This window comes from Actinomadura sp. K4S16 (genome assembly GCF_008327685.1).
In the GTDB taxonomy this organism is placed as follows: Bacteria; Actinomycetota; Actinomycetes; order Streptosporangiales; family Streptosporangiaceae; genus Spirillospora.
Genome location: NZ_BDDE01000011.1, coordinates 75,236 through 88,649, shown reverse-complemented (window position 1 = coordinate 88,649; position 13,414 = coordinate 75,236). Strand labels below are relative to the sequence as shown.

At 74.4% G+C, this 13,414-nt stretch carries 12 protein-coding genes; 10 read left to right on the top strand and 2 right to left on the bottom strand.

The genetic code is table 11. From position 1 onward, the window contains the following. Positions 1-64: 64 nt before the first annotated feature. Together K4S16_RS07590 and K4S16_RS07585 are read left to right on the top strand one after the other, a co-directional pair. Positions 65-1,267 (top strand): Ig-like domain-containing protein, encoded by a 1,203-nt coding sequence (locus K4S16_RS07590; RefSeq protein WP_149258158.1) that lies wholly within the window; start codon positions 65-67, stop codon positions 1,265-1,267. A gap of 47 nt (positions 1,268-1,314) precedes the next feature. Continuing rightward, positions 1,315-1,653 (top strand): cupin domain-containing protein, encoded by a 339-nt coding sequence (locus K4S16_RS07585; protein WP_149258157.1) that lies wholly within the window; start codon positions 1,315-1,317, stop codon positions 1,651-1,653. 103 nt (positions 1,654-1,756) lie between these two features. Here K4S16_RS07585 and K4S16_RS07580 read toward each other — a convergent pair whose 3' ends face one another. Next, a complete protein-coding gene (locus K4S16_RS07580; RefSeq protein ID WP_149258156.1) occupies positions 1,757-4,441 on the bottom strand; it encodes an alpha/beta fold hydrolase in 2,685 nt (894 codons plus the stop codon). Positions 4,442-4,597: 156 nt separating this feature from the next. Between K4S16_RS07580 and K4S16_RS07575 the strand changes: the two genes are divergently transcribed. Genes K4S16_RS07575 through K4S16_RS07565 form a run of 3 tightly spaced genes read left to right on the top strand, consistent with a single transcriptional unit; the run spans position 4,598 to position 6,907 of the window. Further along, positions 4,598-5,800 carry a sensor histidine kinase gene (locus K4S16_RS07575; RefSeq protein ID WP_149258155.1) on the top strand — a complete coding sequence of 401 codons (1,203 nt, stop codon included), beginning with the start codon at positions 4,598-4,600 and terminating at the stop codon, positions 5,798-5,800. Then, a complete protein-coding gene (locus K4S16_RS07570) occupies positions 5,781-6,209 on the top strand; it encodes a pyridoxamine 5'-phosphate oxidase family protein (RefSeq protein WP_149258154.1) in 429 nt (142 codons plus the stop codon). The genes K4S16_RS07575 and K4S16_RS07570 overlap by 20 nt, the downstream gene beginning before the upstream one ends. Positions 6,210-6,229: 20 nt before the next feature. Next, complete coding sequence (locus K4S16_RS07565; RefSeq protein WP_149258153.1) at positions 6,230-6,907, top strand: response regulator transcription factor; 678 nt, start codon at positions 6,230-6,232, stop codon at positions 6,905-6,907. On the opposite strand, the gene K4S16_RS07560 is transcribed toward K4S16_RS07565, so the two are convergent. Further along, complete coding sequence (locus K4S16_RS07560) at positions 6,904-8,409, bottom strand: MDR family MFS transporter (protein ID WP_160160866.1); 1,506 nt, start codon at positions 8,407-8,409, stop codon at positions 6,904-6,906. The genes K4S16_RS07565 and K4S16_RS07560 overlap by 4 nt on opposite strands. Positions 8,410-8,491: 82 nt before the next feature. Here K4S16_RS07560 and K4S16_RS07555 point away from each other — a divergent pair, with 82 nt between their 5' ends. The 5 genes from K4S16_RS07555 to K4S16_RS07535 all read left to right on the top strand — a co-directional run bounded on the left by K4S16_RS07555 (position 8,492) and on the right by K4S16_RS07535 (position 13,348). Next, the gene (locus tag K4S16_RS07555) at positions 8,492-8,947 is read left to right on the top strand and encodes a MarR family winged helix-turn-helix transcriptional regulator (protein WP_149258151.1); all 456 of its coding nucleotides are present in this window, start codon (positions 8,492-8,494) and stop codon (positions 8,945-8,947) included. Positions 8,948-9,109: 162 nt separating this feature from the next. Beyond that, positions 9,110-10,240, top strand: a complete 1,131-nt coding sequence (locus K4S16_RS07550) for a sensor histidine kinase (protein ID WP_149258150.1) — start codon at positions 9,110-9,112, stop codon at positions 10,238-10,240. Continuing rightward, on the top strand, positions 10,240-10,914 hold the full coding sequence (locus K4S16_RS07545) for a response regulator transcription factor (RefSeq protein ID WP_149258149.1): 675 nt from the start codon (positions 10,240-10,242) through the stop codon (positions 10,912-10,914). The genes K4S16_RS07550 and K4S16_RS07545 overlap by 1 nt, the downstream gene beginning before the upstream one ends. A gap of 90 nt (positions 10,915-11,004) precedes the next feature. Then, the gene (locus K4S16_RS07540) at positions 11,005-11,217 is read left to right on the top strand and encodes a hypothetical protein (RefSeq protein WP_149258148.1); all 213 of its coding nucleotides are present in this window, start codon (positions 11,005-11,007) and stop codon (positions 11,215-11,217) included. Between the two features lie 7 nt (positions 11,218-11,224). Then, positions 11,225-13,348 carry an MMPL family transporter gene (locus tag K4S16_RS07535; protein WP_149258147.1) on the top strand — a complete coding sequence of 708 codons (2,124 nt, stop codon included), beginning with the start codon at positions 11,225-11,227 and terminating at the stop codon, positions 13,346-13,348. Positions 13,349-13,414: the final 66 nt, after the last annotated feature.

Below are 13,414 nucleotides of genomic sequence, written 5' to 3'. Positions count from 1 at the left end.
CTCGCCCGAAAGCGTGCATACCCTAACCAAGGGAAAACCCGCGTCGAGCGTGAGGAGTTCTCAGGTGCTCAAGGGTCGGACCGGGACGGCGAGTGCGGCGATCATCGGAGCGGCGGTGATCGCCGCTGCGGGCTGCTCGTCCGGCGGCGGAGACGGTGGCGGTGGCGGTGGCGGCAAGGCCGAGGACGCGGTGAAGCTCGCCATCACGCCCGCGACCGGCACGAAGCAGGCCGCCCCCGACAAGCCCGTCACCGTCACGGCGGACAAGGGAAAGCTGACCAGCGTCACCCTCGCCTACGGCAAGAAGGGCGCCAAGGCCGAGGGGAAGCTCGCCTCCGACGGCAAGTCGTGGACGTCGTCATGGACCCTGCAGCCCTCCACGACCTACACGGTCACGGCGAAGGGCACCGGGGACGGCGGCAAGGAGGTCACCGCGACGTCCACGTTCACGACCCTGACGCCGCAGAAGAAGCTGGAGAGCGGCATGTCGCCGCTGGACGGCGAGACCGTCGGCGTCGGCATGCCCGTGCAGCTGCTGCTGTCCAAGCCGGTGAGCACCAAGGCGGGCAAGGTCGCGGTGGAGAAGGCCCTCGAGGTCCGCATGTCCAAGCCGGTCGAGGGCGCCTGGTACTGGGTCAGCGACAAGGAGGTCGACTTCCGGCCCCGCGACTACTGGCCGTCCGGGCAGAAGGTGAAGGTCGTCGCGCACCTGGCCGGGCTGAAGGCCGGCGAGGGCATGTACGGCATGAAGGACCGCAGCGTCGAGTTCACCGTGGGGCCGCGGCATATCACCACCATCGACGCCAAGAAGCACCGGGCGACGGTGACCGACGGCGGCCGGACGGTGCGGACGATGAAGGTGAGCCTCGGCAAGCCGGGGCACGACAGCTACAGCGGCACGATGATCGCGCAGGAGAAGGCGGCGCACATCATCATGGACTCGGCCACCACCGGCGACCCCGGCGAGTACCGCATCCCGACGAAGTGGAACGTCCGCCTCACCTACAGCGGGACGTTCGTGCACTCGGCCCCGTGGTCGACCGACGCGCAGGGCAACGACAACGTCAGCCACGGGTGCGTGAACGCCGCTCCCGGGGACGCCAAGTGGTTCTACGACTTCACCAACCGGGGCGACGTGGTGAAGGTGACGGGCACGTCGCGGCGGCTCCAGTTCGGGAACGGGCCGACGCCGTGGGCGAAGTCCTGGGACGGCTGGCTCGCGGGCAGCGCCGTCGGCAAGCCCGTGACGGGCGCGCCCCTCACGTGACCCGGGCCCCGGGACCCGTCCCGGACCTCACTGGCACACTTGGTGCCATGCAGAAGCTCTCGTTGGACGCACGGGTACGGGACCTGATGAAGCGCGCCGCCGCGGCCTCGACCGGGCGCAGCGCCGACACGGTGTACGGCGGGCACGAGCACGTCCTGCGGCAGACGCTGATCACCATGACGGCGGGCACGACGCTGGCGGAGCACGAGAACCCGGGCGAGGCGACGGTCCTGGTGATGCAGGGGCGGGTCCGGCTGGTGGCCGGGGAGGACTCCTGGGACGGCATCGCCGGCGACCTGCTGATCATCCCGGACGCCCGGCACGGCCTGGAGGCGCTGGAGGACGCCGCGGTGCTGCTCACCGTGGCCAAGACCAAGAACGGCTGACCGGGCCGCCCGGCCGCGGCACGAGGCGCGGAAGGGACCCGGGACGGGCCGCCCGGTCGTCGGGCGGCCCGCCCCGGGGCCTCGGCCAGGAGTGCGCGCCGCCTCAGTCGCAGGTGAAGTCCCGCGCGGGCAGGCGGCCGGTCAGCAGGTAGTCGTTGACGGTGTCCATGACGCAGGCGCTCGGATAGCCGCGCTGGTAGGGCGCGTGGACGTCGGCGTCCAGCGTGACCATCCGCGAGCCGCGCAGCAGCCGGTGCAGCGCCTCGTTGTTCGCGTAGGTGGTCCGCGTGTCACCGGTCGCGGCCACCATCAGCGCGGGCAGGCGCCCGCCGACCTGCGTCGGCCGCTCCGCGGGCCGCGTCGGCCAGAACGCGCACGGGTTGACGTCGCGGGTCAGCGGCGCGAACAGCGGGCTGGCCGGCCGGTTCCGCTCGATGTCGCGCCGGTAGAACTCCGGGTCGCGCGGCGCGGCCGCGTCCCCGCAGACGATCGCGGTCTGCCCGCTCCCGTACACCGACTCGGCGCCGGTGAGCAGGAACGCCAGCTCCTCCTCCAGTTCCTTGGTCGGCTGGACGCTCTCCCCCGCCGCGGCCTTGGCGAGGACGCGCAGCGACTGCGCGAGCACGGCCCTGGGCTCGTCCTCGTCGGTGCCGAGGTTGTCGAACAGCACGACCGGCAGCACCGTGTCGTCCACGCGGTACCGGCCGACCGCGAGCGGCTTCTCGGCGGACGCCTTGACGAGCGAGCGCACGGTACCGAGGACTTCGGCGCGGGTGCCGCCGAGGCCGTAGGCCGCGTCGCGCCTCGCCGCCCACTCCGCCCACGCGCCGAGCGCGTGGTCGTTGGCGCCTTCGGCGCCGGCCAGCAGCCGCGGGCCGAAGCGGGTCGGGTCGACCGAGCTGTCGAGGACGACGCGGTCGAGGCGGCCGGGGAACATCGTCGCGTACACCGACCCGAGGTAGGTGCCGTAGGACGCGCCGTTGTAGGAGACCTTCCGCTCACCGAGGGCGGCCCGGACGATGTCCATGTCGCGGGCGATGTTGCGCGTGCTGACGTGCGGCAGGACGCCGCCGTTCGTCCGCGCGCACCGCGCCGCCAGGTCCTTGGCGAAGGCGGTGGCCCGGTCGAACGAGCGGCGGCTCTCCCCCGCCGACCTGATCCAGGTCCCGGAGGGCCAGCCGCAGTCGACCGCGGCGCTGCGGCCGAGCGAGCGCGGGTCCATGCCGACCAGGTCGTAGCGCGGCCCGGCCTTCCCCATGATGGAGCGCATGTAGGGGGGCATGTCGATGGCCGGTCCCGGGCCGCCGCCGTTGAGGATCATCGTCCCGATGCGGTGGCCGGGGTCGGACGCCTTCAGCCGCGAGATCGCGACCGTGATGGTGCGGCCGTCCGGGTGGCGGTAGTCGAGCGGGACGGTCACGTCCGCGCACCGGGCGCCCGCCTTGTCGAGATCCTTGCCGGTCTCGTCGCCGGATCCGAGCGTGCACGCCTTCCAGTTCAACCGCTGGTCGTAGAAGCGGGCGAGGCCCCCGCGCCCGCCCGTGGCGGCGCCCGGTCCGGCGGCCGCCGGTTCGGCGGCGCGCGCGGCGGCCGGTGCGGCGGCGGCCGGGCCGCCCGCCCCGTCGCAGAACGCCGTCTCGACGAGCTTCATCTGGTCGTCGAACGCCTCCCTGGTGGACGGGTTCTCGTTGAGGTCGACCGTGACGCGGCGCCCCGACGGCGCGACGCCCGAGACGGTGATGTAGCTCTCGAGGCCGCCGGCGTGCCCCCACCAGGTACCGCCGCAGCGCAGCGGTGTCCCGATCAGCCCGAGGCCGTAGGCCGCGCCCTCCCAGACGCGGTCGGGGTCGGCGGGGACGGTCCGCCGCATCTGCGCGAGCATCTCCGGCGGCAGCAGGCGGCCGCCCATCAGCGCGCCGAAGAAGGCGTTCAGGTCCCGCGGGCTGGAGATGAGGGCCCCGCCGGCCCAGGCCACCGTCGTGTTCATCGCGGTGAAGTCCTCCCAGCGGACGGCCCCGTCGCGCTCCTCCCGCACGTAGCCGTGCGCGTACGCCCCCCTGATCCGGGTCTCGTCGCCCGGCCAGTAGGTGTCGCTCAGCCGCAGGGGCCGGATGATGCGGCGCCGGACCTCCTCCTCGAGGGAGTGGCCGCTCGCCTTCTCTGCGATGAGCCCGGCGATGACGTAGTTGGTGGTCGAGTAGTGCCAGCCGGGGCCCGGCGGCGGGAGCGTCAGCGCCCGCTCGACCAGCTCCTCCGGCTCGAAGTGCCGGAAGCGGTACCCGTCCGGCCCCGCGAAGGTGTCCATGTGGTCGGGCAGGCCGCTGGTGTGCCGCAGCAGGCTCCGCACGGTGATCTTGCGGCCGTCGTAGCCGCCCCGGTCGAGCAGGCCGGGCAGGTAGCGCTCGACCGGGGCGTCGAGCGAGATCCGGCCCTCCCGGGCCAGCTGGAGCACGGTCACGGCCGTGAACGTCTTGGTGACGCTGGCGACCCGCACCCGCAGGTCCGCCCGCATCGGGCGCCCGGTGCTGCGGTCGGCCGCCCCGCTCCCGGCCGTCCACGTCCCGCAGGCGGGGTCGTCGACGCGTACGGCCGCGCCGGTGAGTCCGTGTGTCCCGGTCATGCGTTCCAGGGCCTGCCGCGTCGCCGTGCGGTCGGTGCAGCCGGCCTGCGCCGGCTCGGCCCGCGCGGGCGCCGGGACGGCGGCGGTCACGGCGATCGCGGCCACCGCCGCCAGCACCGCGGCCGCCCGCCTGGCGGCCCGGCGCCGCCTCGATCGTGTGGTCGTCATGGTCTCCGACGCTAGGCAGCGGCGGGCGCGGGCACACTGCGGGCAGCGGGCGGCCGGAGGGTGGGGACAGCCCCAGCACGCGCGTCGACCAAAGTCGACGCGGCGGCCGACCTGCGGCCGCTGACCGGGGCGGACGGCACGGCTACCGTTGGCCGGATGGACCTCCTCCGGCGACCGTGGCGCGACTGGCTCGGCGACCTCGGCGCCGCCGCCGCCGCGATGGTGCTCGGCTGGGTGCTGCTCCAGGGCACGATCGACGACCTGCCTGCCGGAGAGACGATCGCGGTCCGGCGGGACGTGCTCCTCGGCGCCGTCGCCTGCGTGTTCCTCGTGCTCTTCCGGCGGCGCCATCCGGTGGGCCTCGCGGTCGTGATGGTGTTCGCGCAGTGGACGGCGACGACGACGCTCGGCACGGCGGCGATCGCGATGTACTCGCTGGCCATGCTGCGCCCCTGGCGGATCGCCCTGCCGATCGCCGGCGCGAACCTGGCGCTGATCATCGGGCTGTTCTGGGTGTCGGCCTCCGGGACCGACTTCCGCGAGGGCAGCGTCATCTTCGCGCTGATCTACGCGGTCCTCATCACGACGGGGATGCTGGTGCGGTCCCGGCGGCAGCTGATCGCGTCGCTGGAGGAGCGGGCCCGCGCCGCGGAGACCGAGCAGCGGCTGCGGGTCGAGGAGGCCCGGCTGCTGGAGCGCGAGCGGCTCGCCCGCGAGATGCACGACGTCCTGGCGCACCGCATCTCGCTGCTGGCCGTGCACGCGGGGGCGCTGGAGTTCGGCCCGGGGACGCCCGAGGGCCAGCGGGAGGCCGCCGGGGTCATCCGGCGGAGCGCCTACGAGGCGATGGAGGACCTGCGCGAGGTGATCGGCGTGCTGCGGGACGACTCGCCCGGCGCCGATCCCGAGCGCCCGCAGCCGACGCTCGCCGACGTCCCCGGGCTCGTGGAGGAGTCGAGGCGCGCCGGGAGCCGCGTCAGCCTGGAGCAGAACGTCCCCGACCCCGGCCTGGTCCCCTCCCGCGTCGGGCGGCACGCCTACCGGATCGTCCAGGAGGGGCTGACGAACGCCCGCAAGCACGCACCGGGCGCGCATGTCCGGGTCCGCCTCGACGCGGGAGCCGAACTGGAGGTCGAGATCGTGAACGCGCTGCCGGCCGTCCCGCCGCCGCTGCCCCTCCCCGGTTCCGGTACGGGCCTGGTCGGCCTCGCCGAGCGGGTGGCGCTCCTCGGCGGGACGCTGGAGCACGGCCGCACCGGCGACGGCCGGTTCCGCCTGCGCGCCCGCCTTCCGCTACGGTCGGCGCATGGCGCAGGGACCGGTGGGAAAGGTGATACGCATGGCAGCGAACTCCTCTGACGGGCCCGTCCTGGAAGAACTCGACCGCGACGAGTGCATGAAGCTCCTCGCCGGCGGCACCATCGGCCGGGTGGCGTTCGACGACGGCGAGGGACCGACGGTCGTCCCGGTGAACTACGCCGTCGAGGGCGACGCGGTGATCTTCCGCACGTCGGCCTCGGGCCGGCTGAACCGCAACCTGCTGACGGCGGTGGCCGGCGGGGAGGTCCGGGCGGCCTTCGAGGTCGACAGGTTCGACGAGGCCGACCACGCGGGCTGGAGCGTGCTGCTGCGCGGCGGCGCGCATCCCCTGTCCGAGGCGGAGAAGGCCGAGGTCGCGCAGGTCCGCCCCTGGCCGGGCGGCGACCGGGAGGCGTGGTTCCGGCTGGCGGCGTCGAGCGTCACCGGGCGCCGCCTGCGCCGTCCCTGAGACGCCCGTAGGGTGGCGGGATGGACTCCCCTCCCGTCCGTGTCCTGATCGTGGACGACGACGCGCTCGTCCGGGCCGGCCTGTCGATGATGCTGGCGAGCGCCGGCGACCTGGAGGTGGTCGCCGACGTCTCCGACGGCGCCGAGGTCGTCGCCGCCGTCAACCAGCACCGGCCCGACGTCGTGCTGATGGACATCCGGATGCCGCGGCTGGACGGCCTCGCGGCGACCGAACTGCTGCGCGGCCGCCGCGAGCCGCCCGAGATCATCATCCTGACCACGTTCGACTCCGACGACCACATCCTGCGGGCGATGCGCGCGGGGGCGAGCGGCTTCCTGCTGAAGCACACCCCGCCGCCGGAGATCGTCGCGGCGATCCGGCGGGTGGCGGCCGGCGAGCCGATGATGTCGCCCGCGGTACTGCGCAAGATGATGGCGTACGTGGCCGAGAGCGGCGCGGACCCGCGCCGGGCCCGCGCCCGCGAGCTGCTCGCCCGGCTCAGCGAGGGCGAGCGGGCCGTGGCCGCGCTGGTCGGGCGCGGCCGGACCAACAGCGAGATCGGCAGGGAGCTGTCGCTCAGCGTCGCCACCGTGAAGGCGTACGTGTCGCGGCTGCTGACCAAGCTGGAGCTGAACAACCGCGTCCAGATCGCGCTCCTCGTCCACGACGCCGCCCTCGACGCCGGCGCTCGCGACTAGCGCTCCGGGCCGCGCCGCACCAGGGGGACGTGGCGGAGCAGCAGCGCGGCCGCCAGGCCCACCGCGGCGGCGGGCAGCGCGGCGACGAACAGGGTGGAGAACGCGTCCGCGAAGGCCTCGGCGACGCCGTCGCGCACCGGCGCCGGGAGGGTCTCCAGGACCTCGGGGCGGACGGCGTCCTCGAACGCGGGCACCCGCCCGTCCGGGACGCGCCGGACGATCTCCTCGGCGAACCGGTTCGCCACGACGGCGCCGAACACCGCCATCCCGGCGGCGGTGCCGAGCATCCGGCTCGCGAAGACGCCCGAGCTCGCCGCGCCGAGGTCGCGGTGCGGCGCGGCCTGCTGCGCGATGAGCATGACGACCTGCTGGGACAGGCCGGCCCCGAAGCCGAGGACGGCCATGTAGCAGCCCGCGGTGACCAGGCCGGTGCGGGTGTCCATGGTCGCCAGCAGCGCGATCCCCGCCGCGCTGACCGCCATGCTCGCCGCGGGCAGCCGGTGGTAGCGGCCGGTCCGGTGGATGTACCGGCCGGCGGCCACGGACGCGGCCAGGAGGGCGGCCATCATGGGGAGCAGCAGCAGGCCCGACCTGGTGGCGCCCACTCCCCCGACGACCTGGAAGAACATCGGCAGGTAGGTGGCGAGCCCGAACCCCGTCGCGCCGCCGACGGCCGCGACGACGCAGGCCACGCTGAACGAGCGGTCGCGGAACAGGCGCGGCGGGACGACCGGTTCGGCGGCCGCCCGCTCGGCCAGCACCCACGCGGTGAACAGCACGGCCGACGCCGCCGCAAGCGCGAGGACGGCGGGCGAGCCCCACGCATGGCGCGTCCCGGCCCAGCTGGTGAACAGGGTGAAGCAGGTGACGGCCGCGCCGAGCAGGACGATCCCGGCGTAGTCGATCCGCGGCCTGCCCTCGGGCGCGGGCAGCCGCAGGAACAGCACGATGACGGCGGTCGCGGCGATGCCGAGCGGCAGGTTGAGGTAGAAGACCCACCGCCAGGACGCGTGGTCGGTGAGCACCCCGCCGGCGAGCGGTCCCGCGATGCTGGACACCGCGAAGACCAGCGCCGAGTACCCCTGGTACCGGGCGCGCTCGCGCGGCTCGAACAGCTCGCCGGTGAGCGCGAACATCGAGCTCATCAGGCAGCCGGCGGCGGCGCCCTGGCCGGCGCGGAACACGATCAGCCAGGTCATGCCGGGCGCCGCGCCGCACGCCGCCGATCCGGCGAGGAAGCCGAGCAGCCCGATCAGCAGCACGCGGCGGCGGCCGAACAGGTCCCCGAGCCGTCCCGACAGCGGGACGGTGACGCTGGTGGCCAGCACGTACGCCGTCGACACCCAGGCGAGCCGGTCCAGCCCGCCGAGGTCGCCGACGATCGTCGGCAGCGCGGTGCCGAGCACCGTCGCGTCCAGCGAGGACATGAGCCCGGCGAGCATCAGCCCGCCGAACACCAGCAGCCGGTGCCGGTCGGTCATCGGCGCGGTCGCGGAAACCATCTGCACCTCACATTCGTTTGCTTTGAGCATTTGAATGCTAAGAGCAACTATATGAGCTGCGCAACCTGGTTACACTGTCGCCATGAGCGAGGAGGCACTGGACGCCGTCGAACGGAGCATGGTCAAGCTGCGCCGCGGGATGTCGCGGCAGCGGCTGGGCAAGGCGGCGGTGCGGGAGCACAACCTCCCCGTGGACGTGCAGGTCCTGCACGTCGTGGACATCGTCGACGAGGGTCCCGACCGGCCCGGCGAGGAGATGAGCGTCGGCCTGGTCGCCGCCCGCCTCGGCGTGGACGCCTCACGCGGCAGCCGCATCGTCGCCGAGGCGGTCAAGTCGGGCTATGTCCGGCGGGTCGCGTCCCAGGAGGACGGCCGCCGCATCCATCTGGAACTCACCGACGCCGGGCGGTCCGTCGTCGAGGCGACCCGCCGCACCCGCCAGGAGCACTTCGCCAAGGCCATGAGCGACTGGACGGACGAGGAGCGCGCCGAGTTCGCCCGCCTGCTGTCCAGGTTCGTCCACACCTACGACGCCTGACGGGCTCCGGCCGCGGCGCTCGGACCGCCGGGCGGGAGGCGGCGCCTCCGCCTCTGGTCGCAGCCCGCGGGCGTCCGGTTGCGCCTCAGGTTGCAAGGCCGGCCCGCCGGGTGCGGCCGAGAGGAGGAGAGCGCCGCGGGCGCCGCCGCCTAGGCTGTGCGCATGGGTCGTCGCCGTGGTCCCGTTCCGCCGCGCGGCCGCGCACGGGACGCGGCCCTGGCCTGCGCCGTGCTGCTGGTGGTGGCCGCCAGCAGCGTGGGCTCGCTCGTCGGCGACCGCGCGGAGCCCTGGGGCGTCACCGCCCTGGGCTGGGCGCTCATCGCGGCGACCTGCGGAGCGCTGTACCTCACCCCCCGCCACCCGGTGGCCGTCGGATCGCTCGTCCTGGTGCTCACGTTCGGCTACTACGTCCTCTCCGCCTACGACGGAGCGCTGATGATCGCGCTCACCGTCGCGCTGTACCAGGTCGCGGCGGCGGGCAGGCTCCAGGCGGCCGTCGCCCTCGGCGCGCTGACGGTGATCGGCACCGGGGCCGGCACGCTCCTCGGCAACAGGGACGTCAACAGCGTCGCGCTGTTCATGCTGTCCGGGTGGGTGGTGGCCATGGTCGCGCTGGGCTGGGTCCGGCACAGCCGCCTGGCCTACCTGCGCGAGGCCGAGCGGCGCGCCGCCGGGGAGGAGCGGCTGCGCATCGCCCGCGAGCTCCACGACGTCGTCGGCCACCACATCTCCCTCATCAACGTCCAGGCGGGGACTGCCCTGCACCGGTTCCACCGGGACCCGGCGAACGGCGAGGCCGCCCTCGCGGCGATCAAGGAGTCGAGCAGGGAGGCGCTGCGCGAGCTCCGCGCGACGCTCGGGGTGCTGCGGCAGGCCGACGAGGAGGCGCCGACCGCGCCCGCGCCCGGCCTGGACCGGATCGGCGAGCTGGTGGCGCCGGCGCGGTCGGCGGGCCTCACGGTGCACGTCAGCGTCGGCGACGCGGCGGACCCGCCGGCCGAGGTCGGCCTGGCCGCGTACCGGATCGTCCAGGAGTCCCTCACCAACGTGGTGCGGCACGCCGCCGCCCGCGAAGTGACCGTGAACGTCGCGCCCGGCCGCGGGGAACTGCTCGTCGAGGTCGCCGACGACGGCCGCGGCCCGGCCGCCGCGGGCGGCGCGCCCGGCAGCGGCGTCGGCGGCATGCGCGAGCGCGCCCGCGCTCTCGGCGGCGAGCTCACCGCGGGCGGCCGGCCCGGCGGCGGCTACCTCGTCCGCGCCCGCCTTCCGTACCGGAACGAGGCACCCCTGTGATGATCAAGGTTCTGCTCGCCGACGACCAGGGGCTCGTCCGGGCCGGGTTCCGGTCCATCCTCGACGACGAGGACGACATCACGGTGGTCGGCGAGGCCGCCGACGGCGAGCAGGCGGTGGCGGCCTGCCGCGAACTGCGCCCGGACGTGGCGCTGCTGGACGTGCGGATGCCCCGGATGGACGGCCTGGAGGCCGCCCGCCGGATCACCTCCGACGCCCGGCTGGACGCGGTCAGGGTCGTCATCCTGACCACCTTCGACCTCGACGAGTACGTCTACGGCGCGCTGCGCGCCGGCGCCACCGGCTTCCTGCTCAAGGACACCGAGCCGGCGGAGATGATCCACGCCGTGCGCGTCGCGGCGCGCGGCGACGCGCTGATCACGCCGTCCGTCACCCGCAGGCTGATCGGCGAGTTCGCCGGGCGCGTCGAGGCGCCGAGGCCCGGCGCCCGGCTGCGGGCCCTCACCGACCGCGAGCGCGAGGTCATGGTCCTCGTCGCGGGCGGGCTGAGCAACAACGAGATCGCCGGCAGGCTGGTGCTCAGCCCCGCCACCGTCAAGTCGCACGTCAGCCGCATCATGACCAAGCTCGACGCGCGGGACCGCTCGCAGCTCGTCGTCCTGGCCTACGAGTCCGGGATGGTCAACCCCGCCTGGATGCGACCGGAGCGGTAACCCGCCCCCCGCACCCGCAACCGGTGGGGTGCCCCGGGTGCACACCGGGGGCCGATGCCGCGCGGCGTACCGCGTCCCGATGCTGGCGCCATGAATCTCACGGGTGCCGTGCTCGGGTTCCTGGTCGGAGGGGCCGCGGGCTTCATGCTGACCGAGGCCGTCGGCGTGTTCTTCCATTTCGTCCTCGACCGGACGCTCGACGTGGGCGGGACGCCCGCCCTGCTCGCCGCCTTCATCTCCGTGCCGATCCTGTGCGCCGTCGCAGGCGCGTTCGTCGGCACCCGCTTCAAGACCCGAGGTTGACGTCTGCATGTCCATTCCAAACACGGCGCCCGCACACGCGGGCCCCACTCCCCCCGCGGGCCGGTTCGGGCGCCTGGCCGCCTGGTCGCAGCGCCGCCGCTGGGCCGCCCTCGCCCTGTGGGTGCTGGTGGTCGCGGCGATCACGGTCGGCTCGCAGGCCGCCGGCGCCGCCTACCACAACGACTTCTCGCTGCCCGGAACCGAGTCGCAGGCCGCCGCCGACCTGATGGAGGAGCACGGCTCCCGCCAGGCAGGCGCCACGGTCCAGATCGTCGCCGAGGCCCCGGCTGGCCTGCGGGGCGAGCGGCAGGAAGTCGGGCGGATGCTCGACGAGGTGCGCCGGCTGCCCGCGGTCGCCGACGTCGGCGACCTGTCGGTCTCCGGATCCGGCACCGTCGGCTACTCGACCGTGACGCTCGACGGCGCGGCGGAGGACGTGCCGAAGGAGCGGATCACCAAGATCATCGAAACCGCGCAGGCGGCCTCCGGGGACGGGCTGCGCGTCGAACTCGGCGGCGACGCCGTCCGCGGCGCCGAGGAGGGCGGGGGCGGCGGCGCCGAGGGCGCCGGGATGCTGGCCGCCCTGGTCATCCTCGTGTTCCTGTTCGGCTCCCTCGTGGCGGCGGCGCTGCCCCTGGTCACCGCCGTGTTCGCGGTGGGCGGCGCGGTCGGGCTGATCGCGCTCGCCTCGCACGCGTTCACGGTCGCCGACTTCACCCCGCCGATCATGATGCTGATCGGGCTGGGCGTCGGCGTGGACTACGCCCTGCTGATCTTCTACCGCTACCGGCACGAGCTGCGGAACGGGGCCGACTCCCCGGCCGCGACCCGCATGGCGCTGGACGCCGCCGGGCGCACCGTCTTCTTCGCCGGCTGCACCGTCATCATCGCGCTGCTGGGCCTGATCGCCCTCGGGCTCGGCTCCCTCCAGGGGGTGGCGCTCGCCGTCGCGCTGACCGTGCTGGTCACGATGGCCGCCTCGCTGACCCTGCTGCCCGCGCTGCTCGGCGTCTTCGGCGGCCGCATCCAGCGGCAGGTCCGCAAGCGGGCCGCGAAGTCCCGGCCGCGCGAGGACGGCTGGCGCCGGCTGGCCGCGGCCGTCCAGCGCCGCCCCGTTCCGGCGCTGCTCGCCGCGGTCGCCGCGCTGCTCGCCCTCTCGGCGCCGGCGCTGGACATGCGGCTCGGTTTCGCCGACTCCGGCAACGACGCCCCGGCCTCGACCAGCCGGCAGGCCTACGACCTGCTGGCGAAGGGGTTCGGCCCCGGCTTCAACGGCCCGCTGATCGTGGTGGCCAAGGGCGACGCGGGGCCGCTCCGCGAGGCCCTCGCGCGGACGGAGGGCATCGCCGCCGCGACCCCGCCGTTCCCGTCCAAGGACGGCGAGGTGTCCGCCGTCGTCGCCTACCCGACGACCGCGCCGCAGGACGCGAGGACCACGGACCTCGTGCACGAGCTGCGCGGCGACGTGCTCCCGGCCCTGTCCGACCGCACCGGCGTGGAATACCTGGTGGGCGGGACGACGGCCGCCACCCAGGACTTCGCGGACTCGGTGTCGGCGCGGATGCCGCTGTTCGTCGCGGTCGTGGTGGGACTGTCGGCCCTGCTGCTGATGGTGGTGTTCCGATCGGTCCTGATCCCGGTCAAGGCCGCGCTGCTCAACCTGCTGTCCATCGCCGCGGCGCTCGGCGCGATCGTCCTGGTCTTCCAGGACGGCCGGTTCGGCGCGCACAGCGGCCCCATCGAGGCGTTCATCCCCGTGATGATCTTCGCGATCGTGTTCGGCCTCTCCATGGACTACGAGGTGTTCCTGGTCGCGCGCATCCACGAGGAGTGGGAGCGCACCCGGGACCCGTCCCGCGCCGTCCGCGAGGGCCTGGCCGCCACCGGCAAGGTCATCACGGCGGCGGCCGCCATCATGATCGTGGTGTTCGCCGCGTTCATCCTGAGCCCGGACCGGATGCTCCAGCAGTTCGGCCTCGGCCTGGCGGTGGCGGTCCTCCTGGACGCGCTGGTCATCCGCTGCCTGATCGTCCCGGCGGTCATGCAGCTCCTCGGCAGGCACGCCTGGTGGCTCCCCGCGCCCCTCGCGAAGCGCCTCCCGAGGGTGGCACTGGAGCGGCCCACCGCCTGAGGCCCCTCCGGCACCGCCCGGCGACGCGCGGGGCGGTGCCGGCCCTCGGACCTCGGCACCGAACGG

Bases quoted from the DNA above. Each gene is read 5' to 3' on its own strand.
- K4S16_RS07565 (WP_149258153.1), top strand. From the start codon at position 6,230: ATGGACTCCCCTCCCGTCCGTGTCCTGATCGTGGACGACGACGCGCTC.
- K4S16_RS07545 (WP_149258149.1), top strand. From the start codon at position 10,240: ATGATCAAGGTTCTGCTCGCCGACGACCAGGGGCTCGTCCGGGCCGGG.
- K4S16_RS07550 (WP_149258150.1), top strand. From the start codon at position 9,110: ATGGGTCGTCGCCGTGGTCCCGTTCCGCCGCGCGGCCGCGCACGGGAC.
- K4S16_RS07560 (WP_160160866.1), bottom strand. From the start codon at position 8,409: ATGGTTTCCGCGACCGCGCCGATGACCGACCGGCACCGGCTGCTGGTG.
- K4S16_RS07535 (WP_149258147.1), top strand. From the start codon at position 11,225: ATGTCCATTCCAAACACGGCGCCCGCACACGCGGGCCCCACTCCCCCC.
- K4S16_RS07585 (WP_149258157.1), top strand. From the start codon at position 1,315: ATGCAGAAGCTCTCGTTGGACGCACGGGTACGGGACCTGATGAAGCGC.
- K4S16_RS07580 (WP_149258156.1), bottom strand. From the start codon at position 4,441: ATGACGACCACACGATCGAGGCGGCGCCGGGCCGCCAGGCGGGCGGCC.
- K4S16_RS07540 (WP_149258148.1), top strand. From the start codon at position 11,005: ATGAATCTCACGGGTGCCGTGCTCGGGTTCCTGGTCGGAGGGGCCGCG.
- K4S16_RS07555 (WP_149258151.1), top strand. From the start codon at position 8,492: ATGAGCGAGGAGGCACTGGACGCCGTCGAACGGAGCATGGTCAAGCTG.
- K4S16_RS07570 (WP_149258154.1), top strand. From the start codon at position 5,781: ATGGCAGCGAACTCCTCTGACGGGCCCGTCCTGGAAGAACTCGACCGC.
- K4S16_RS07575 (WP_149258155.1), top strand. From the start codon at position 4,598: ATGGACCTCCTCCGGCGACCGTGGCGCGACTGGCTCGGCGACCTCGGC.